25 protein-coding genes are annotated in these 21,312 nt (G+C 33.4%); 12 read left to right on the plus strand and 13 right to left on the minus strand.

Annotated features, from left to right (window positions below; all coding sequences use genetic code 11):
- The first annotated feature begins 1 nt into the window (after position 1).
- From ACFO7M_RS06810 to ACFO7M_RS06830, 5 genes are all read left to right on the plus strand, one after another.
- Positions 2-688, plus strand: a complete 687-nt coding sequence (locus tag ACFO7M_RS06810; protein WP_379734771.1) for a hypothetical protein — start codon at positions 2-4, stop codon at positions 686-688.
- A 10-nt stretch (positions 689-698) separates the two neighbouring features.
- Positions 699-1,220, plus strand: a complete 522-nt coding sequence (locus tag ACFO7M_RS06815; protein WP_379713424.1) for a superoxide dismutase family protein — start codon at positions 699-701, stop codon at positions 1,218-1,220.
- Between the two features lie 6 nt (positions 1,221-1,226).
- A complete protein-coding gene (locus ACFO7M_RS06820; RefSeq protein WP_379734773.1) occupies positions 1,227-1,670 on the plus strand; it encodes a hypothetical protein in 444 nt (147 codons plus the stop codon).
- A complete protein-coding gene (locus ACFO7M_RS06825) occupies positions 1,671-2,234 on the plus strand; it encodes a YdeI/OmpD-associated family protein (protein ID WP_379734775.1) in 564 nt (187 codons plus the stop codon). It abuts the gene before it with no gap.
- A gap of 558 nt (positions 2,235-2,792) precedes the next feature.
- On the plus strand, positions 2,793-3,695 hold the full coding sequence (locus ACFO7M_RS06830) for an AraC family transcriptional regulator (protein WP_379713431.1): 903 nt from the start codon (positions 2,793-2,795) through the stop codon (positions 3,693-3,695).
- 65 nt (positions 3,696-3,760) lie between these two features.
- Here the strand turns inward: ACFO7M_RS06830 and msrA are convergent, their stop codons facing one another.
- From msrA to ACFO7M_RS06855, 5 genes are all read right to left on the minus strand, one after another.
- Positions 3,761-4,366: a peptide-methionine (S)-S-oxide reductase MsrA gene (gene msrA / locus ACFO7M_RS06835; protein ID WP_379713433.1), complete on the minus strand. Its 606-nt coding sequence runs from the start codon at positions 4,364-4,366 to the stop codon at positions 3,761-3,763.
- 7 nt (positions 4,367-4,373) lie between these two features.
- The gene (gene msrB, locus ACFO7M_RS06840) at positions 4,374-4,886 is read right to left on the minus strand and encodes a peptide-methionine (R)-S-oxide reductase MsrB (protein ID WP_379734777.1); all 513 of its coding nucleotides are present in this window, start codon (positions 4,884-4,886) and stop codon (positions 4,374-4,376) included.
- A gap of 148 nt (positions 4,887-5,034) precedes the next feature.
- The gene (locus tag ACFO7M_RS06845; RefSeq protein WP_379713439.1) at positions 5,035-6,417 is read right to left on the minus strand and encodes a hypothetical protein; all 1,383 of its coding nucleotides are present in this window, start codon (positions 6,415-6,417) and stop codon (positions 5,035-5,037) included.
- Positions 6,418-6,421: 4 nt separating this feature from the next.
- A complete protein-coding gene (locus tag ACFO7M_RS06850) occupies positions 6,422-7,330 on the minus strand; it encodes a hypothetical protein (RefSeq protein WP_379734779.1) in 909 nt (302 codons plus the stop codon).
- Between the two features lie 19 nt (positions 7,331-7,349).
- Entirely contained in the window at positions 7,350-7,769 is a 420-nt protein-coding gene (locus ACFO7M_RS06855; RefSeq protein WP_379713444.1) for a DM13 domain-containing protein, read from the minus strand.
- 110 nt (positions 7,770-7,879) lie between these two features.
- On the opposite strand from ACFO7M_RS06855, the gene ACFO7M_RS06860 reads away from it, so the two are divergent.
- Together ACFO7M_RS06860 and ACFO7M_RS06865 are read left to right on the plus strand one after the other, a co-directional pair.
- Entirely contained in the window at positions 7,880-9,082 is a 1,203-nt protein-coding gene (locus tag ACFO7M_RS06860; protein WP_379734781.1) for an LETM1-related biofilm-associated protein, read from the plus strand.
- A gap of 86 nt (positions 9,083-9,168) precedes the next feature.
- Positions 9,169-10,110: a LysR substrate-binding domain-containing protein gene (locus tag ACFO7M_RS06865; protein ID WP_379713450.1), complete on the plus strand. Its 942-nt coding sequence runs from the start codon at positions 9,169-9,171 to the stop codon at positions 10,108-10,110.
- A 428-nt stretch (positions 10,111-10,538) separates the two neighbouring features.
- On the opposite strand, the gene ACFO7M_RS06870 is transcribed toward ACFO7M_RS06865, so the two are convergent.
- From ACFO7M_RS06870 to ACFO7M_RS06885, 4 genes are all read right to left on the minus strand, one after another.
- Positions 10,539-10,736 carry a hypothetical protein gene (locus ACFO7M_RS06870; RefSeq protein WP_379713453.1) on the minus strand — a complete coding sequence of 66 codons (198 nt, stop codon included), beginning with the start codon at positions 10,734-10,736 and terminating at the stop codon, positions 10,539-10,541.
- A 67-nt stretch (positions 10,737-10,803) separates the two neighbouring features.
- Entirely contained in the window at positions 10,804-11,478 is a 675-nt protein-coding gene (gene mnmD, locus ACFO7M_RS06875; RefSeq protein ID WP_379713457.1) for a tRNA (5-methylaminomethyl-2-thiouridine)(34)-methyltransferase MnmD, read from the minus strand.
- A 2-nt stretch (positions 11,479-11,480) separates the two neighbouring features.
- The gene (locus ACFO7M_RS06880) at positions 11,481-11,909 is read right to left on the minus strand and encodes a hypothetical protein (protein WP_379734782.1); all 429 of its coding nucleotides are present in this window, start codon (positions 11,907-11,909) and stop codon (positions 11,481-11,483) included.
- The gene (locus tag ACFO7M_RS06885) at positions 11,909-12,427 is read right to left on the minus strand and encodes a DUF4920 domain-containing protein (protein ID WP_379734784.1); all 519 of its coding nucleotides are present in this window, start codon (positions 12,425-12,427) and stop codon (positions 11,909-11,911) included. The genes ACFO7M_RS06880 and ACFO7M_RS06885 overlap by 1 nt, the downstream gene beginning before the upstream one ends.
- 215 nt (positions 12,428-12,642) lie before the next feature.
- On the opposite strand from ACFO7M_RS06885, the gene ACFO7M_RS06890 reads away from it, so the two are divergent.
- The gene (locus ACFO7M_RS06890; RefSeq protein WP_379734785.1) at positions 12,643-13,710 is read left to right on the plus strand and encodes a branched-chain amino acid aminotransferase; all 1,068 of its coding nucleotides are present in this window, start codon (positions 12,643-12,645) and stop codon (positions 13,708-13,710) included.
- A gap of 32 nt (positions 13,711-13,742) precedes the next feature.
- Here ACFO7M_RS06890 and ACFO7M_RS06895 read toward each other — a convergent pair whose 3' ends face one another.
- Complete coding sequence (locus ACFO7M_RS06895) at positions 13,743-14,126, minus strand: hypothetical protein (RefSeq protein ID WP_379713468.1); 384 nt, start codon at positions 14,124-14,126, stop codon at positions 13,743-13,745.
- Between the two features lie 322 nt (positions 14,127-14,448).
- Here ACFO7M_RS06895 and ACFO7M_RS06900 point away from each other — a divergent pair, with 322 nt between their 5' ends.
- Positions 14,449-15,504, plus strand: a complete 1,056-nt coding sequence (locus ACFO7M_RS06900; protein WP_379734787.1) for an AraC family transcriptional regulator — start codon at positions 14,449-14,451, stop codon at positions 15,502-15,504.
- A gap of 62 nt (positions 15,505-15,566) precedes the next feature.
- Here ACFO7M_RS06900 and ACFO7M_RS06905 read toward each other — a convergent pair whose 3' ends face one another.
- From ACFO7M_RS06905 to ACFO7M_RS06915, 3 genes are read right to left on the minus strand one after another with little or no spacing between them, the layout of a single operon-like run.
- The gene (locus ACFO7M_RS06905; RefSeq protein ID WP_379713472.1) at positions 15,567-16,283 is read right to left on the minus strand and encodes a tRNA threonylcarbamoyladenosine dehydratase; all 717 of its coding nucleotides are present in this window, start codon (positions 16,281-16,283) and stop codon (positions 15,567-15,569) included.
- Between the two features lie 37 nt (positions 16,284-16,320).
- Positions 16,321-16,956, minus strand: coding sequence for a TatD family hydrolase (locus tag ACFO7M_RS06910; protein ID WP_379734788.1), 636 nt, complete (start codon positions 16,954-16,956; stop codon positions 16,321-16,323).
- On the minus strand, positions 16,956-17,549 hold the full coding sequence (locus ACFO7M_RS06915; RefSeq protein ID WP_379734789.1) for a DUF1684 domain-containing protein: 594 nt from the start codon (positions 17,547-17,549) through the stop codon (positions 16,956-16,958). The genes ACFO7M_RS06910 and ACFO7M_RS06915 overlap by 1 nt, the downstream gene beginning before the upstream one ends.
- 83 nt (positions 17,550-17,632) lie before the next feature.
- Between ACFO7M_RS06915 and ACFO7M_RS06920 the strand changes: the two genes are divergently transcribed.
- The 3 genes from ACFO7M_RS06920 to ACFO7M_RS06930 all read left to right on the plus strand — a co-directional run bounded on the left by ACFO7M_RS06920 (position 17,633) and on the right by ACFO7M_RS06930 (position 21,278).
- Positions 17,633-18,880, plus strand: a complete 1,248-nt coding sequence (locus ACFO7M_RS06920) for an MDR family MFS transporter (RefSeq protein WP_379734790.1) — start codon at positions 17,633-17,635, stop codon at positions 18,878-18,880.
- 218 nt (positions 18,881-19,098) lie between these two features.
- Positions 19,099-19,458 carry a BlaI/MecI/CopY family transcriptional regulator gene (locus tag ACFO7M_RS06925; protein ID WP_379713479.1) on the plus strand — a complete coding sequence of 120 codons (360 nt, stop codon included), beginning with the start codon at positions 19,099-19,101 and terminating at the stop codon, positions 19,456-19,458.
- Positions 19,458-21,278, plus strand: a complete 1,821-nt coding sequence (locus ACFO7M_RS06930; protein ID WP_379734792.1) for a M56 family metallopeptidase — start codon at positions 19,458-19,460, stop codon at positions 21,276-21,278. The genes ACFO7M_RS06925 and ACFO7M_RS06930 overlap by 1 nt, the downstream gene beginning before the upstream one ends.
- Positions 21,279-21,312: the final 34 nt, after the last annotated feature.

Raw genomic sequence — 21,312 nt, forward strand, 5'->3', positions numbered from 1 at the left:
TATGGAAAATAATAGCCCCTGGAGAATCGTTTTAAGTGTATGCTTGATTTTGTTTGCTGTTTTTCGCATCGCTACACGATGCTCTAACAGTTCGAGATCCAACTCGTATGACAATTCCGTACAAAGCAATCAGGATCAAATCAGTACGTCATTGCGAATGATCAATGAACAAATCAGCAAAACAGGTGAAGATGTATTCAATGATTCGTACGCAAAAATCAGTACTCTTGACAGTATTTTTTTAGATCAGTTTTCAATACAGAAACTAAACAAAGACACTTTAGTGCATGTTGATTTATTGTCCAAAATACGAATCCCAAAAGAAGCGTATCTTCAAAATACGCATGACGATTCCTTGCGTTTTGGTTCAAAATTTAAAGACGACGTTACCTTATTGGTTCATGATTTCGAAAGTAAATCAAAGGCTGAAGAAAATCTGAAGCAACTGAAAAATCATTCCGATTTTAAAGTCAAACCAACTGAAAACAATTCAGAATTGGGCAACTATATGGAGTATTCTTTTTCGAAGAATGATAAAAAAGTGAACGGTTTTGCCTATTCGCATAATGATGATGAATATCAGCTCTTCATTGAATTCGAATCGGATAGATTATCTGAAAAAGAAATAAAAGCATATGCTTTACACTATTTAAAAGAAAACCTTGTGGTTAAAAACACAAAACTTTAAACGACATACTATGAAAAAAATAACCATCATAAGTCTTTCCGTTTTTGCATTGATCATGGCCTGTAAAACAACTTCAGGCAATAAAAACGAATTAGTATTGATGTTGCAACCCAAAAGCGATACACAAGTATCCGGCTCGGCTGCTTTTACTGAAAAAAACGGTGTGGTTTCCTTTGTAGCCAATATCAAAGGATTAACCCCCGGAGAACATGCGATACATATCCATGAAAAATCGGATTGCTCTGCACCCGACGCGTCATCTGCTGGTGGCCATTGGAATCCTACTTTCAAGAAACATGGCAAATGGGGTTCATCCGAATACCACAAAGGTGATATTGGAAACTTCACTGCCGATGCAAATGGCAACGCAATCGTAAAATTCGAAACCGACGAATGGTGTATTGGTTGTGATGATGAAACTAAAAATATCGTAGGAAAAAGTATTATTGTTCACAAAGGAAGTGATGATTTTACTACACAACCTACAGGAAATGCAGGTGGCAGAGTGGCGTGTACCGCGATAATTAAATAATAAGAAGTGAAAGAAAAAGGGAAATTAGGAGTCATAATTGGCTTAAGCTTGCTATTATTTAGCATTTCACTCACACAAACATGCATTGTAATTGATTTTAAAGAAATTGTTGCAATCCCATCATCCAATTATTTTCTAATGGGTAGTACGGCAATTCTAGGTGGTGCAGTATTGGAATGGATCATTTGGTTTGCAAACCCACTATGTCTATTAACGATACTACTTTTGATTTTCAACAATAAATTGGCGATTACAACTTCCCTGGCAGCGTTGTTTTTAGCTTCCTCTTTCCGTTTTTGGAAAGAAATCTTGGGAGCCGAAAGCGGCAGTATGGCAAAAATCATTTCTTTTGAATCGGGATATTATCTTTGGGTAATTTCAATTGCTTTGCTTACAGCAGGAACCCTTCACCATTTTCTAGCGACAGAGAAAACAAAATCTACCACTTAAATGACCAAACCCCTACTCTATTTCAAAAACGCACAGGAATGGCGTGAATGGCTGCATGAAAATCATTTAGACTCTAATGGTGTAGAATTAATTTTCTATCGAGTAGATTCTGAATTTGAAAGTATGCGCTGGGAAGAAGCCGTTCAAGTAGCTTTATGTTATGGTTGGATTGATTCTACTGTGAAACGAATGGATGATATAAAGCGAAAACAAGCCTTTGGACCACGAAAAGACAAAAGTGTGTGGAGTAAACTCAATAAAACCTATATCGTACAACTTGTTGCCGATGGGTTAATGCATGAAAGTGGCTTGAAGAAAATTGAAACTGCCAAACAAAATGGCTCTTGGACTTCTTTGGATGCTGTCGAAAACCATGAAATTCCTGATGATTTACAATTGGCATTTGATTCAAACCCAATTGCTTTTACGAATTACCAAAATTTCAGCAATTCCTATCGCAAAAGCTATTTGTATTGGCTAAATCAGGCGAAGCGAGAAGCAACTCGAAAAAACCGAATCGAGGAAATCATTCGATTGTGTGAACGCAATTGTAAACAACGATAAAGCGCAAATTGTGCTATTGGATTTGCGCTTATAAGTTGTAATTGGAGTCTTTGAGGTTATAATTTTAACCTTTTTGCTTATAATTTTAACCTTTGAGGCTATAATTTTAACCTTTTTGCTTATAATTTGAGCCTCTGAGCTTATAATTTGAGCCTCTGAGCTTATAATTTTAACCTTTTTGCTTCTAATTTTAACCTCTGAGCTTATAATTTGAGCCTTTTTGCTTCTAATTTTAACCTCCGAGCTTATAATTTTAACCTTTTTGCCTATAATTTTAACCTCTGAGCTTATAATTTTAGCCTCTAAGCTTATAATTTGAGCCTTTTAAAACAAAACTCATAGTATTCCTTGTCAAAACTGCAACTGTAATAAAGTGAGATTAGTAAGCGATTCGGAACTGCGGTTGATTTGAGGTAGATTGTGCGCGTCATTTATACACTAACGAAGCAAAAAACTGCAATAAATCGAACACAATGAATTATCTTTCTATAATTAAAAATAAGCAATACCAAACAAAACTATATTTAGTAGGTTACTTATTTTAGACAAAAAAATAGTTTGGAAAATTTAGAACATAGTAAACGGATTCGAAGAGTCTTAGACTACATTGAAAACAATCTTCAAGAAGACCTTAGATTGGAGACCATTGCAAAAGTAGGACTCTATTCCCCTTATCATTTTCATAGGATATTTAAAGCCATTATCGGCGAAACCATTCAGGAGTATATTGTCAGAAAAAAAGTCGAAAAAGCAGCATTACAATTGTCCAAAAACAAAACCAAATCCCTAACTGAAATCTATTCGGAAATTGGCTTTAACAGTCATTCTACTTTCACAAAAGTATTTAAAAAACAATATGGCATTCCCCCTACACAATTCAGAAAATTAGCTCCGGAGCATTTTAGCAAGATTGCACAAATGAATGGCAATATTGAACAAAATACCGTCATTTTTGAACACTACATTTACACTATTGAACAAATACAAAAAATGATGGAAAACACAAAAATTGTAGTGAAACAAATGCCCGAAATGCATCTTGCTTCAGCATTGAGCATAGGCGTGCATAATGTAGAAAAAGCCTATGAAAAGGTAATCAATTGGGGGATTTCAAAAAATCTATTCCCTAGCGAAAATGTCAAAATGATTTCTGTTTATCATGACAGTGCCAAAGTAACGCCACTTGATAAAATCAGAATCAATGCTTGCATGTTGGTTGACCAACCTATTCAACGAGAAGATGCTATTTTTCCCGAAACCTTAGCAGCTGGAAAATATATAGTAGGTAGTTATTGTATTACCCTTGCTGAATTTGAACAAGCATGGAATGGTTTATTTTTATGGATGAATGAAAAAGGGTATCAATTTAGAAAATCCTATCCTTATGAAATTTATCATACCAATTACAAGGAACATCCGGAAGGTAAAATGAGTGTGGATTTTTGCATTCCTATTCTCTAAAAAAATCAAAAAAACCAATCTCCATGACAGAGATTGGTTTTCCAACTGAACTAATTTATATTAACCTACTTTTTCTTTTTTAATCGATCCTTAAATACTTTCTCAAATTTTTCCAATTTGGGTTGAATCACATATTGGCAATAACTTTTGGACTTGTTCTTTTCATAGTAATTTTGATGGTAACTTTCTGCTTTGGTAAATCCTTTATACGATTCAAGTGTGGTTACAATTTTAGAGTCGTAAGCACCCGAACTATTTAATTTGTTGATAAGGTCTGTCGCACTTCTTTTTTGACTTTCGTTAGCATAAAAAATGACCGATCGGTATTGTGAACCTTTGTCTGCGCCTTGACCATTCAATTGTGTCGGATCGTGAACCGTAAAAAAAACTTTAAAAATTTCGTCCAGATTCGTTTTATTAGGATTGTACTTTATCTGAACCACTTCGGCAAAACCAGTAGCTCCGGTAGAAACCTCTTCATACGTTGGGTTTAGACTACTTCTTCCTGAATAACCCGACTCAGCAGAAAGTACGCCATCAAGCCCATCAAAAACCGCTTCGATACACCAAAAACAACCTCCTCCCAAAGTAATCGTTTCCGTTTTCGGTTTCGATTGTTGTGCAAAAAGCACCACAGGAAACCATAGTAACACATACAGTAACTTTTTCATCTTTAGGCTATTTTGATTTGCTATCCGGTTCAAAATCCAAGGAAATCGAATTCATACAATACCGCTTCCCTGTCGGTTCTGGCCCATCGTCAAACAAATGCCCCAAATGCCCATCACAACGTCCGCATAATGCTTCAATTCTATTCATACCATAGGATGTATCTTCTTTAAACACGATACTTTTTTTATTTTCCTGTTCAAAGAAACTTGGCCATCCACAAGAACTTGCAAACTTTGCATCCGAACGAAATAGCGTATTTCCGCATGCAGCACAGTAGTAAGTTCCCTTACCTGTATAATTCCAATACTTACCCGTAAAAGCAACTTCGGTATTCGCTTTTCTAGAGACTAAGTACAAATCATCCGATAAAATAGCCTTCCATTCCGCATCTGATACCTGTAGTTTTTTTTGGTCTGTGTGTGAATAATATTTGTGTTTCGCTACTTTTTGTGCTTGCAATGGAGAAATCAATCCCAATAGCAAAACAAAACAACTGATTTTTAAAAACTTAACTAACATTTTTCTATAATTTAAAATTAGTACAACAAATGTATACTGCTATCAAAATCAAATTTGTAAGCTAGATGACATCGCAAAAAAAGCTTAACAAATGTTTATGAGTAAAAAAAAGTTCCTTTAGAAAAGGAACTTTAAAAACTAAAAAACTTTAATTAAAAAAAAGCACTTTACTGAATGTTTTATTATCTGATTCAATGACCCAATATCCTTTTTTGGAAAGGTATGTTTTATAATTGAGCGTTAAATTCTTATTTGTTTTTTGCAAATACTGCTGGAAATCAGGTGAACTGTTTAGCAGATACAATGCATCCTTGTCAAACTTAAAGTTGGTATAGTTCGCATCTCGCAAATCTCCTTTTACCACCTCTTTTGAAGCAGTATCCTGAGACTTTGTAAATTTTAATAAGGCTTCTGATTTCTTCACACCATAACTATCATTCATGGTTACAACATCCAGGTAATTGCGCTCTTTTGAAAAAATACTACAGAAAACTTCATTTTCTCTTAATCGTATTGAAAAATTAATTTTTGAAACATCCTGCTTTTGATTAAAACCTGAAACATCTTTCACCTCTTGCTGCGATTCCCAAAGTAACTTCCCGTTCGGATCAAACTTAAAAACATAAAAACCCATCGGAATATTCGAAGTATTGGTTATTTCCTTTTCTTCGCTTCCAAATAATCCATAGACATATACGTTACCAGTATTTTTATCCACCAAGTAATTATTGACTGCCAATTCGCTTATTCTTTTATTGGCATTGGAGGCATCGACAACACCACCCCCATTATTTGACAACAATAAGAAATATTTTGGCGCACTCACTAAATAGGAGAAATCTCCTATCCTACTTCCGGATACATCATAAATTGTTCTATAGACTGAGGCCGATTTATAGTTACTATTGATTGACTTCGTTATAAAACTGATTGTACTTTCATTAATGCGAACATCAAAATCAAATCCTTCCGTAAAAACTGCTGTTGTCTTATTCTCTAACTTCGTTAAATCCGGTTTTTCCAACTTGTTCTTACTCACTTTGCTTTCGAATAAATCGATAACTTTTAGAAAAACATCATCATTTTTTAAATCAATTTTTGTGTTTTCTTTTTGGTTTACAAAATCCAATCCGTAAATATCATTAAAGTATCTAAAACGTTCATTGATTGCAAAATACTTACTTGGCACTCCATCAAGAATTAATTTATATTCTGTTGGAAATTCGTTCTTTTCCGGCAATTTACCAATCAAAAAAGCGGTTTCGATGGGTGAAAACACACAATTCGCTAATCTTTCATTGGCCACTAATTTTTGTGTAAAACCTTCTTTATCAAACGACCATACATCGGTAATAATATTTCCATATACTTTCGATGTCTTTTCACCCAAAGTCATTACTATCTTGTCTTGATTGGGCAGATAAATAATATCCAATGGTTGCTTCTTTTCTTTGAAGGCAACTTCACTTATCACTTTTTGTCCAAAAGTGATTGTCGATACAAATAGTAGCAAAAAATTCAACTTTCCCATAAAATTAAAAACTCTGTTTAAAGGATAATCCTATTGTAAAAGCTCTTGTTAAACCATCAGGTCTAGCCTCTCTCACAACAAAAGGAGTTGCGATAGAAGTTTCAATACTACTATTGTCACCAATCTTATAATTGGCAATTAAGTTTCCATTAATAGTTAGCCCTTCAGAATCTGCAATTTCAACACGGTTTCCAAATTGATTCACATACGAATCGGTTCCTAAATGGTATATAAACAACATATTGGGTTTTAGAGACAATTTTTCATCGAGTACTACAATTGTGTAAGTAGATCGAAATAATACATCGGATTTACGATGAAACAAATTGGTAGATTCAAATTTCTCTGTGGGAGCTAAAGAGGATAAATAAGAGTTTTTATTGTCGTTTAAAGGAATTTGAGCCGCAATATTAAAATCCCATTTTTGTACACTTGCCTCAAATCCTCCAATAATATCAAAAGTACCCAAACTGGATTGGTAAGGCATTGGTAATGATACATTATTGATTTTGTCATTCCCTGATGTTAAAGGAATTTTAACACCAAGAAGCCCAGACCATTTCACAGTATTGGCATCAGGATTGAATTTGTAATTACCGGTTAGAAAAACGTCACCCAAATTACTTCTTGTGCCAAAACTACCATTCGCCACTGTAGCGGTTACTTTCGCATTTACCGCAAATTTATCGGTAAACATACGGGTATAACTAGCATAGGGAGAAAAAATGGTTACGTCTTCTTCTCCAATTCCATAGACGCCTCCTATTTCAATCCAGTTCTTTTTTTCAGAAGAAGCTGCTTTGAAAGGGTTTCCAACCGAACAAAATCCGGCATCACTACATCCTTGGGCTGTAACCTGTTGGATACAAATAAACATCAAAGTAAAAATTGCAATTTTAAAATTGGTAAACATAGTTATTTAATTAAGTTAGTTAATTCGGAGTCAGTCTAGCAATAGCATACAAATGATTGTATTGCTGACAATGTATAAGCACATACGGATAATCTGCTATATTGGTTTCAGAAGGAATTAAATAACCACTATTTCCATTACCTGCAAAATTTCCAAGATTGACATATTGTGTTGGCGAATCCGATTTTGACAAATAGACTTTTAAATCCGGACCTGAGGACACATTTGCATTTTCAATTTCTACCTTATACACGCCATTATCGAAATACACTTTCACCATTCCACTGGCGTTAACACCCGAAGTGGGTTCAAAACTCCCTGTGTATTGTACTACAGCACCATCAAGAATCGAGACATTATTGTTTTCTCGAGTCAATTCGCCTTCTTTTTCACACGATAGCATAAACAAGGCAACTAAGAGTAACAAAAACTTTTTCATAAGCTAAAGATTTATACTACAAACTTATTTCGTTCTATCGTATCAAAATGTCAGCTAGGTTACATTAGAATATATTTGTTATAGTTTCTTTTTTTACATTAATTTGTTGCATGATAAATCCTTCGGCACATGGCTGGGTAAATAAATTTTTCTTTGAGCAAAATGCACAGGAACAATTCAAGGTATACGATCTTGAAAAATTCTATGTAGCTACAAGAAAAACAGGGTTTTTGGTGGGTTATGCGACACATTTTGTGACTTCAAAAACAATCGATACCAAAGGCTGGACTACGGATGAATTTTCTAAAATTGCACTCTTAAATTCGCTGTATGGCGTTTATCAAATTGTAACTAAAGACAATAATTCTGAGGAATTTATTAAAAAGTGCGTTGCTTTTTACCAAGAACTGCATCCTAAAAATTCCGGCGTACTAGATATTTTTTTACCCACCGATTCTGCAGAAAATAAATTAGAAAAGATTATTGCCAATCGCATAAAAACCAACGACAATATCATTAGCAAGAATTTTTCTCATATCCTGACTAATGCCTTGCTATTTATTGATGTATTGGCTTTTAAAAGATGTATTGAAGAGGATAGTTTACCCAAAAAGTATTTAAAAAAAATCGAAGAGATTATTGTGAGTGTGGTATCCATAGCACTAAACACTAAGGAGACCAAATCAAAATACGATGATTTGTTACAAAAACTATTCGAATCATCGGTTCGCTATTCGAAGTTTGAAAAATCAGCCAAAGAGACATCGCTTGAGAACATTGATTTCTCCTATTTAGAAGACGATTATGAGCGTTATTATTTGATTGATATTGCTAATATGGCACTTTGGAATGATGGAGTAATTGAAAAGTCGGAGCGTGATTTTTTATTTGAATTGGCAAAACAACTCAAAGTATCGGATGATTTTGCGAAGAATAGCATTAATGACATGAATGCCTTTTTAACCGAAAATAAAGCGTCAATACATTATTTCAACTATTCGAACCCTGTAAAACATTTCTATGACCAAACCACTTCGAATGTACAAACATTGGTTCAAAGAAATAAATCAAGATTACTATTAGAAATCTCGCAAAGCAAAGAGTTGGTCACTCTATTGCGTAAATCCGCTTCGGAAAAATTAACGCTTGAAGAGAAAAAGAAGATACGTAATCAACTACTTGACATTTGTAAAAGCATACCCTCATTGACTATATTTCTTGTTCCTGGCGGAAGTTTATTATTACCCATTTTGATCAAATTTATTCCGCAATTGTTGCCTTCTGCCTTTAATGAAAATTTAGATAAAAGCTAGAACCAACTTCTTTTAATAAAATTTAAAATAAATTAATTATCAATTAAAATTATAGTTAATTATATTTGCATCAAATTTTACTATAAATGACTATTACTCAATTACAATATGTTTTGGCGGTAGCCGAACACAAAAATTTCACACTGGCTGCAGAAAAATGTTTCGTTACACAACCTACTTTGAGCATGCAAATTCAAAAAGTGGAAGAAGAACTAGATATTATCATTTTTGACAGAAGTAAAAAGCCAATTCAATTGACTGAAGTTGGTCAAAAAATTGTAGCTCAAGCCAAAAACATCGTCAATGAAGCCGACAGAATTAAGGACATCGTTGATCAACAAAAAGGATTTATTGGTGGAGAATTTCGCTTGGGAATAATTCCAACGGTAATGCCTACACTACTACCTATGTTTTTAAATAACTTCATTAAAAAGTATCCGAAAGTAAAATTGATCATTGAAGAGTTAAACACTTCTGAGATAGTTACTAAATTAAAAAACGGACATTTGGATGCCGCAATTGCAGCCACTCCATTGGAAGAAGAAAAAATAAAAGAAGTGGTTTTGTACTACGAACCGTTCATGGTGTATGTACCGCAGCAACATCCAAAATTCAATAAAGAAGAATTAGAGGTTGCCGATCTTAATGTAGATGAAATTCTACTATTACAGGACGGACATTGTTTTAGAGATGGTATTTTGAATTTGTGCAAAAACAATTCAAATGGTGGCGAGAATAAGTTCCAAATTGAAAGTGGAAGTTTCGAAACACTAATCAAACTAGCTGATGAAGGATTAGGTATCACTTTATTGCCCTACTTGCATACATTGGATTTAAAAGAAGAAGACAAACTGAAATTAAAACATTTCATCGAACCTAAACCGGCTAGAGAAATCAGTTTACTCTTTCCTAAAAACGAATTGAAAATTCATATCATAGATGCGTTAAAAAATACGATATCAGGAGTTTTACGAGGCGCTATTGCGTTTCAAAATGTGGAAATCATCAGTCCGTTACAGAAGAAATAAAAAAGGAGCTTTTAAGCTCCTTTTTAAGTTAAGTTCGTGGTATCTGGGTTAGACTTCAACAATGTGAATGCATTGTCTCAATTCTGGTCTTTCGCTTGTGAAATACAACAGCCAATTTTTTAGATGTTCTAGTTCATAAGGAAGCAAATTTCTAACAGCTTTCTTTAACTCTTTAGTAAACAGTTTAAGATCAAAGCTAACTTTTTCAAGTACGTTTTTGGTGTAATCGTAAATCATTCGAGGCATAATAACTACAACTTTAATAATGAAACACTTGATGAAGAACTCGTTGTAAAAGTAGATAAAAATATCGATAAAATACAAATAAAATCGATGAAATGCATCAATTGTATTTTATCTTATAAAAAAACTTACATAATCATCAAAATACATAACTAAAAAAGGAGCTATAAAAGCTCCTTTTTAAATTATACATTAAGGTATATTTCACATTTTCTAAGTTCTGGTTTTTCTTTTGTAAAATCAAAAAACCAAATTTTTAATTCTTCAACTTCGTACGGTAATAATTGTTTTACTGCTTTAACAAGTTCTTTCCCGAACAAAGCTGGATCAAAACTAACTCTTTCCAGAATCGATTTTGCATAGTTGACCATTTGTCTTGACATAATTTCAAATTAGTGGTATTATACACTCAAATATACTAAAAATATGGAACTTAAATGTTATAGTTTTCTAAAAATTATTCACTTTCTTAAAGCCAACCATCATCTCTCGTTTACCAGGAGGCCCTTCCATTTTTACCACAGAAAAACCAACTTCTTTAAGAGATCGTTTTACAGCACCTCGGGCAGCATAGGTTACTAATAAACCTTCTTCTTGTAATGCAGCAAACATTTTGGCGAAAATTTCGGTGCTCCAAAGTTCAGGTTGGTATTGATATCCGAACGCGTCAAAGTAAATAATATCAAATTGATTACTATAATTTATGTCTTGAAAAAATTGTTGCTTTTTGGTTAAGAAAAATGCATCTGAAATTTTATGTTGTATTTCCCAAGAGCACTGATGCATTCTTTTAAATACATCCTCCTGTTCCAACTTACCGAGTGTATCGGCGTAATTCATTGCAAAAGCTTCCTCTTCCTTAACGGGATAAGCTTCCACTCCAACATAATCGATTTCAAATCCATTTTTATCACCTTCAAGATAAGTAACGAAAGCATTCAATCCGGTTCCAAAACCAATTTCTAAGATAGCCACATTTCTTTTGGATTGTTGTAGTAAACCATTTTTTATAAATACGTGCAATGCCTCCTGAACAGCACCATTTACAGAATGATAACATTCACCCCAATCTACTAACTGTATTGTAGTGGAACCGTCGAGTGTGGTTATAATTTTTCGCTCCAATTCTACTTAATATAAAGTTTTTTAATGCGCACTATTGGTCCACCACATTTAACTTCGTGGCACTTTACACATTCGGTAATACTATTGTTAAAGTGCTTTTTTGCATTTTTTGGATCTTCATATATTAGTTCCTGAGACACAATGAAAGCATTAGCATGCTCTTTAAAAAAAGCATCATTTTCCTGTTTGTCTGTCATGACAGCCTCATGAATTTTATGAAAATGTTGAGGAAATGCGCCAATTGTATCACCGTTCACAATTCGTTGTTTCAAACGCTCGTTATCAACGTACATTTGTTCCATGAGCATTGCCATTTCGGACATCTCATACATTTCAAATTTCTTTTCCTCTTTGGGCAATTCGCATTGTTCCTTCTTCTTTTCACATGAAGAAAATACAACAATGGATAAAAACAATAGAGTGATTCGCATTAGGATTTCTTAATTAAAACACCAGTAGCCTGAAATGCATAAGTCACTTTTGGCTTTGTAATTTTATTGATTTCTTCTTGTGATTTTTTTGCATCTTTAGCATAGTGACGCAATTCTTCAACCGAAACCACATCGATAAATGCTTTACCATTAACAATTGCTTCACTGCCATCTGCATTCAATGGAACAAAAAATCCATAATCTTTAAATCGGACAAAAGAATTTTGGCTATTTGATAAATCCATATTCATCCAGCAACCTTTCTTTTTACATACTTCTTTAATTACTGATTTGAATTTGATGTTTATGGTATCTCCTTTTTTTAATGATTTGTATTTTTTGAGCATCGCTTTTTCAGTCAACACATTGGCAGGCACAAATTTTTCTCCAAAAACAGCATAATCATTCGAATTAATAGAAGTTTTAGCTACTTTTTTAGTTTTAGTTGGTGTTTGGGCATTAGATCCAAATCCGGCCAATAATAAAGACATTACTACGGCTAAATGTATTCTTTTCATTTCTATAACTTTTTTGTTTGTTAATGCAAATCTATTAGAAATAGGCGAAATGCTATACATACTTTAAAACTTTTCTAAAAAATATAACATATTGATAACTTAATTACGAAAAATTTAAAATTATCAAAAAAATCATTCAAAGTATTTCAATTCTTGTTCTTTATTTAACAATAAGTGCTGTTTTTTCATAAATTAGCAAAAAATAATTTTAGGTAATGGGCTTAGATATTCAAAGTGAAATTGATATTATTAAAGTTAACTCTTCTAAAATCAACGAAGTAGATTTTGAAAACTTAACTTTCGGGAATGTTTTTACTGACTACATGCTAGTGTGTGATTTCAGAAATGGTGCTTGGGAAAAGCCTGTTATTAAACCATACGAACCATTCACTTTAGATCCTTCAGCAAAAGTTTTCCATTATGGGCAAGCTATATTTGAAGGAATGAAAGCGTATAAAGACGAGAATGATGGCGTTTGGTTATTCCGTCCGGAAGAAAACCATCAACGTTTCAATAAATCAGCTGTACGTTTGTGTATGCCTGAGATTTCTGAGAACATTTTTATCGATGGTTTGAAAGAGTTATTGAAAATCGAGAAAGACTGGGTTAAAAAAGGAAAAGGAAATTCGTTATACATCCGTCCATTTATGATTGCTATAGGAAGTGGTGTAATTGCACAACCTTCTACACAATATCGCTTTTGTATTATTTTATCTCCCGCAAGAGCTTACTACTCTGGCGAAGTAAAAGTACTTATAGCTGATTATTACAGCCGTGCTGCCAACGGTGGTATCGGAGCTGCCAAAGCTGCCGGAAATTATTCAGGGCAGTTCTATCCAACTCAATTGGCTCACAACGCAGGTTTCCAACAGGTAATTTGGACTGATGATGCAACCCATACTAAATTAGAAGAGTGTGGTACAATGAACGTGTTTTTTAGAATCAATGACACATTATTCACTGCACCGACAAGCGAAAGAATTCTAGACGGTATAACTCGTAAAAGTTTGATTGATTTAGCCAAACGAGAAGGAATCGATGTTGAAGTTCGTTCGGTATTGGTTTCAGAATTAGTGGAAGCTTCTAAAAACGGAACCCTTAAAGAAATTTTTGGTGCGGGAACTGCTGCTGTTGTTAATCCGATTATTGGTTTTCAATACGATGAAACCTATTATGAATTGCCTAAGTTAGAAAATTCATTTGCAGGTCTTTTAAAAGAAAAAATGACCAACATCCAACATAAAATTGATGAAGATACTTTTGGTTGGACAGTTAAAGTATAATTAAAAAGCGGTTGAAAATTCAACCGCTTTTTTTATTTTAATATAGCTTCAAAATTGGGTTTGAAATAGTTTGGTCCCTTTAATACTTTCCCGTCTTCACGGTAAATCGGTTTGCCATCCTCACCCAACTTACTCATGTTACTGCGTTGAATTTCATCAAAAACTTCTTCAATTTTATGCTGCAATCCATGTTCCAAAATTGTCCCGCATAAAATATAAAGCATATCCCCAAGAGCATCCGCTATTTCTACAATATCATTATTTTGAACTGCTTCCAAATACTCTTCATTTTCTTCCTTCATTAAATTGAAACGAAGTCTATTTTTATTTTCACCTAAATCGCCCGTTGGTTCATTTTTTATTCCCAAACCGAAGGCACTGTGAAATTCGTGTACCGATTGAATTTGTTTTTGCATTTTTTACGTCATTTATTACTGCGCAAAATAACATATTGAATTTACAATTACTATTTTTGTCAAAAAAAAATATGTTCAGTCAAGGTCAATTATTATTTGCTTTATTTTTTGTTATCAGCTTCATAATCATCATGATTTTCTCCTATAGAAAAGACAAAAAACTACACAAACAACATTACAAAGGAAGCATTTGGATACTGATAGCATTTTTAGTATTTATAGGACTTCTGTTTGTAATCAAAACACTATTAAAAGATTAATTAAAAAATGATTCTTTTAACATTTTTTTCCTAATTTTACGCAACTCACATTACCCGAATCTATGAAGATAGCCAAATATCTGATCTTATTAATGCTACTTTGCGCAGGTACCCTTTCTGTTTTTGTAGCTACTAAAGACGGCAGTTATTCCATCGAACGAACAAAAGTTATAGAAGTTCCAAAAGATGTTGTCTATAAATATGTTAGCGATACTCAAAACTGGGATTCAATTAACCCATGGAAAGATGAAAATTGGAAAATCAATAAGATGGATACACTTGACAACGAAACGATTATTCACAATATAACCATCAATGATGTTGTCAACGAGCTTACTTTAACCATTAAAGATACACTAGCAAAAAAAACCGTATTGCGCTGGACTACAGCAGGAAACCTTACTTTCAAAGACAAATTCCTAAGCATAATAGGACGTGGCGTTAAAAATGATTTTGCCGATGAATTTGACGAAGGCTTAAACTCAATCAATACGATTTTGACCCGTGAAGTGAATACATTCGACATCAAAGTAGATGGATATGTAAAAAGAGATACAATTTTCTACATCCAAAAGGTTGTTGCAGCCAAAGCAGAAGAAATACCACAAAGAATTAAATTGTATGTTCCTAAACTTAGAGAACTACTCATAGCGACCAACACACCTACTAATGGAGATCCATTTTTAATTTATCATGCCAAAGACACAGTAAATAACTTGTATAAATTTTCGGTTGCTATACCGACTCAAAAGAAAATTTATACTTCTGCCGATAGTGAATTCTATACAGGGCAAATTAATCCTTCAAGTACTGTAAAAGCTACTTTAAAAGGAAATTACAATCATAAAAAAGAAGCAGTGAAGCAACTCCGAGATTTTATGGTTAAGAATGGTTTAGAACAGAGTGATAAATTCAAAGAAATTGAAGTCATTACTAAAAACATAACGACAGACAAATCAGCTTCAAAATGGATTACTGAATTGTACATTCCGGTAAGACCGATTAAAAAAGAAGTCACTGTTCAAAAGACAAAACCAGTCAATCAGGATTCTATCACCAATGCCATTGTAAAAGACATTCTTAACGCTGATAAAAACAGGAAAAACAAAACTGAATAAGTGAAAATGAAACATAAAAAAACCGGGAATATCCCGGTTTTTTTATGTTTCGTATATCAATTTTATTTTTTCAACAGATCCCTTACCACTTTTTCTGCTGCATGCAAACCAAACAAAGCCGGCATCCAACTATTGGTTCCGTAGAAAGATTTTTTAAAGTTAGAACCGTCAGTCATTTTCACACTATCATAATCAGGTCTTTCATGGGAATAAACCACTTTGACTCCACTTGAAATACCTTCTGTTTTTAAACGCTTACGCACTTGTTTCGCTAACGGACAATAATCTGTTTTAGAAATATCCTTAACACACACTTTACCAGCTTCAAACTTCCCTCCTGCACCCATATTACTAATAATTTTCACTTTTTTGCGTTTAGCAGCAATGATTAAATTCAATTTTGGAGTAATACTATCAATACAATCCATAACGTAATCATAATCATCCGTAACCAACTCAAAAGCTCTTTCCGGGGAAAGAAATTCCTGAACAACCGTTAAATCCAATTCAGGATTGATGTCCTTCAAACGAGCTGCCATCAATTCTACTTTGGGCAAACCAACGGTAGAATGCAAAGCAGGTAATTGACGATTGATGTTTGTTATATCTACCACGTCACCATCAACAATGGTTATTTTTCCAACACCGGCACGTGCCACAAATTCGGCAGCAAAAGAACCTACACCACCCATACCAACAATTAGCACATTAGAATTTTTTAATTTTTCTAATCCTTCTTTCTTAAACAATAACTCTGCTCTTTCTTGCCACACTGCCATTTTTATATTCTTTACTTTAATTTATACTTCAATTCCCTTATTTTTGAAAAACCCGTTTAAAATTATTTTCAACTTGCTTTTCAATGTCTATTTTCTTTATTGATGCTGCTTTAGCATAAACTTCTTCGATGGTTTCTTCAACCATATCGGTTTCCATAAAAAACCTTTCATTTGGCACTTGTTCAAATACAGAAGCCAAATCTGAATTTCGCAATAAATATTTCCCAAACGACAAATAAAATCCGTTATCCAATAATGATTTGGCCACCTGAAAATTTTTAGAAAAACCATGAATAATCATTGGTTGTTCAATTTTCAAACGCTTTTTTATTTCGATAACTTCCTGATATGCCGAAACGCAGTGCAAAATTACAGGTTTTTTATAGAATTGTGCAAGAACTAATTGTTTTTCAAAAACCAATGATTGATATTCTAAAGAAATTTCAATCCTTTTATCCAAACCACATTCACCCAAAGCCAAACAATTGGGCAACTGTAATTTCTCCTCAATGATTTTTAAATGCTTTTCCAATTGATCTGCATCAATATACCAGGGATGAATGCCAATTGAAAAATTAGAAATCGTTTCATCAAAATCATACGGATATTGATTGACAATTTCCAATACATTATCAGCAATAGACGCTTTATGTGTGTGCAGATTGAACAACATTAGTCATGGAACTTTTTAACACCTGCTTTGATCTCAATGCTCAAATCATTTTCCATTGGAACAATCGGACAAGAATACTTATAATTATAAGCACAATACGGATTATACGCTTTATTGAAATCAATCAGAACAGTTTCAGTTTTAGGAATACGTATATCCAAATAACGCCCGCCGATATAGCTTTCTTTTCCATTTGTCAAATCGCTAAACGGAAGAAATAAATAATCTTCGTAGCCAGGTCGTTTCATCAAGTCCAAATTCTGATAAACATACAATTGTAAATTCTTTTCATTCATTTTAAACTTCAAAACACCATACACTCTGTATTTTGGCTTTCTATCGGTAGAGGTTTTCATTTCAAAAACTTCACCTTCAATGCGCGTAAATTGTGCTTTAACAATATAATTTTCGGAAATTGGAAAAAAATCTAACGTTTTAAAATGCACCAAATCCTCTTTCATTAATGGACTTGACGTACTATCGGCAAATTCTTTATTCAAATGTTGTTGGTACTCTAAAGCGGTTTCCATTTTCTCCTGAGCGAAAGAAAAGCCAAAGGCAAACAAAAACACTAATACATATAACTTTTTCATTGTTGTATTTTTCACAAAATTAGGTTAAACAATTTTTACTGCAAAGGAGTATTTTAGTAACTTTGAGACTCATACTTCAAACAATGCCTATAAACGCCTTTCAACGCTACATCAACAACTTCAAGGGATTTTCAAAAGAAATTTGGATACTGACTTTAATGACTTTTATCAATCGTGCTGGAACGATGGTACTTCCTTTCTTATCAAAATATTTATATGAAGATTTACATTTCAGTGCAACTAAAGTGGGAACCGTTTTGCTCTTTTTTGGTCTGGGTTCTATGCTGGGATCTTGGTTAGGTGGCAAATTATCTGACAAGGTTGGTTTTTATAAGATAATGATTTTTAGCTTGTTCACTAGCGGTATAGCATTCTTTGTGTTACAGCATATTACAAGTTATGTTGGATTTTGTATTTCTATCTTCCTGATTATGGTTATTGCAGACATGTTCAGACCAGCGATGTTTGTATCATTGGGCGCTTATGCAAAAAAAGAAAACCGAACTCGTGCGTTAACCTTGGTACGTTTAGCTATTAACCTAGGTTTTGCAGCCGGTCCGGCCATGGGTGGGTTAATCATAATGAACATAGGATATAAAGGCTTGTTTTGGGTTGATGGAGCAACTTGCATTCTAGCGGTTCTAATTTTTTGGTCATTTGTAAAAGAAAAAAAACATTCAAAATATACGGATAAAGAACATCCCGGCGAAATCCTTACAGATTCGGTTTTTAAAGACAAAACATTTTGGGTTTTCTTAGCTTGTTGTACAATCACTGGAATTTTATTCTTTCAATTATTTACAACGCTACCTCTCTACCATAAAGAGCAATTTAACCTAACCGAATTCCAAACCGGACTATTGATGATGATGAATGGTCTCTTAATTTTCTTTTTAGAAATGCCCATTGTAAGTTATGTTGAACGCAAACAATTGAATAAAGTAAAAATAGTTACGTTAGGTGCCTTTTGTATGACTATAAGCCTTTATTTACTTGTTATCAATCAATGGAGCGGCATTTTAATTGTGATGATGCTATTCATGACCTTCGGTGAGATGTTTGCTTTTCCATTTTCGAACTCCTTTGCCATGAGCCGCGCACCGAAAGGACACGAAGGTCGCTATATGGCTATTTTTACTATGTGTTATAGTTTGGCACATATACTAAGTGGTAAAGTCGGACTGGAAATCATAGATTATTATAAAAGCTATCAAAACAATTGGATTTTTATGGGTTCTCTTGGTGCACTTGGAACCCTATTCGGTTTATGGACTTTAAAACTTATAGCCAAAGAACGTGCATTGAAAGCAGTAGAAACTAATTCTATTTAATTTATATCAACTGAGATGGATAGTATTTCAATTCATGAATTTTTCACGATTAAGTTCCCGTCACCTCGGGAATTTTTTATTTTAACATACAAAACAAAGTAAAAAACAAACTCTTACACTAAAAACGAATTCAGAAAACTTAAAATTTAGTTAAATAACTACAAAAGCAGTTGTGTAACTATTTTTATAGTTGTATGTTTGTTTAACAATTTACAATCATGCAAAAGTTAACAAACAAAGAAGAGGAAATCATGCACATTTTATGGAAGCTTAAAAAAGCATTCGTAAAAGAAGTCATGGCAGAAATCAAGGAGGAAACTCCTCACTACAACACACTATCGACCATAATCAGAAATCTTGAAGAGAAAGGATACGTAGCGCACAATGCCTTTGGTAATACACATCAATATTATCCGGTTGTAACGATGGAAGAATATCGTAAACGCTTTATGAAAACGGCTATTGAAAATTACTTCAACAGTTCGTATAAAAATTTAGTTTCGTTCTTTGCTGAAGAACAAAAAATATCAGCAGAAGAATTACGTGAGATTTTAGATATCATTGAACAGAAAAAATAATGGAAGCTTTTTTCATTTACCTACTCAAAGCAAGTGTACTGATAACAGTATATTTTTTGGCCTATCATTTTTTGTTACGCAAAGAGACATTCTTCACAACAAACAGATGGTTTTTACTGGCAGGGTTAACAACATCGGCGGTTATGCCTTTGTATTTTATCACAAAAATCATCATTGTGGAACGCCCAAAAGTAGCAATGGAAGATTTAATAGCGTATTCACAAACAGCAACACTCACTCCGCAAACAGAAACAGCTTTTACTATAGATTGGTTTCAATTCGGGTTAATTGCATATGGCTTAGTGGCTTTCTTGTATTTTAGTAAAATCATGACCAATTTGGCATCATTATTCAAACTATTACACAAAAAGGAAGTTGTTAAAAAAGAACAATTCAGCTTAGTAGACTTAGATGACAATATTGCACCCTTTTCATTCTTTAACTATATTGTTTACAATTCAAATCTTTACACAAAAGACGAATTGCAAAGTATCTTATTACATGAAAAAGTACACAGTCAGGAAAAGCACTCCATCGATGTAATGATTGCCAAATTCTTTTGCATCATCTTTTGGTTTAATCCTTTCATGTGGCTCTATAAAAAGGCAATGATTCAAAACCTGGAATACATCGCCGATCAAAAAGCCAGTCAATTAATCGACGATAAAAAAGTATACCAAAAAGCACTTTTAAAAGTAGTTACTCATCAAAACTGCTTATCGATTACTAATCATTTTTACCAATCATTAATTAAAAAACGAATCGTTATGTTAAACAAAAATCAATCACACAAAAGAAATTCCTGGAAGTACGCTTTAATTTTACCAGCATTAGTAGCCTTTATCTTATTATTTCAGATAAAAGTCATTGCCCAGGAAAGAGAAATTGTTCAAAAATCACAAGAAGGCGGTGTTTATATTAAAACCGATAAAAATTCAAGTGATGATGAAATGAAAAAAGATGCCAAAATAGCAAAGGAAAAATTTGGGGTAACTTTAAAATATTCAAAAGTCAAAAGAAATAAAAAAGGTGAAATCACCGGAATCAAAATTGAATACAAAGACGAAAACGGTCAAAAAGGAATGGCTCAATTTGATAGTGACGAACCAATAAAACCGATCTATTTTCATAAAAACAGAAATACCATTGGATTTGGCAAATCAAATGAAGTACAAGTGTTCAAAAATTTTAGAAAAAACAACAATCCAGTAATTGCAGATATCGACGATATTGAAATTCCCGACATGGAAGATATGATTGTTGATATCGAAACTCCAGAACTACCAGAATTCGCTGATGAAATAGAAGCTCCAGCAGTACCAAGAACTCCAAAAATGATCAGAAAAAACATCGTGATTAAAAAAAATGGAAAAGATGCACAACCGGAAGTCTATATCAACGGAAAAAAAATGGATATTCCATTAGCGGATTTAGAAAAAATGGACAAAGACTTTGAAGGGAAATTTGAGTTCAAGGGCGGCGATAACGGTCCGTTCGAATTCAAATTCAATGATGATGAAATTTTCAAAATGAGCAGAGAGGATATTGAAAGAATCAAATCGGATGCCATGGAAAATTCAAGAATCCATATGAAAAAAATGAAAGAGCACATGGATAAAATGCGTCCACAATTAGAGAAAATGAGAGAAGACAGATCTAATTTCGAATGGAATTCTGATCAAGAAGAGGAAATGCAAAAAGCACGTGAAGAAATGCAAAAAGCCCGTGAAGAAATGCTGAAAGCTCGAGACGAAATGATCAAAGCAAGAGAAGAAATGCAAAAAGCAAAAGCCGAACAGCAAAAAGCACGTAAAGCCTAAAGCAATAAAAAAGACTGCCATTTGGCAGTCTTTT

This window comes from Flavobacterium sp. GCM10023249, assembly GCF_042653365.1.
Lineage (GTDB): Bacteria > Bacteroidota > Bacteroidia > Flavobacteriales > Flavobacteriaceae > Flavobacterium.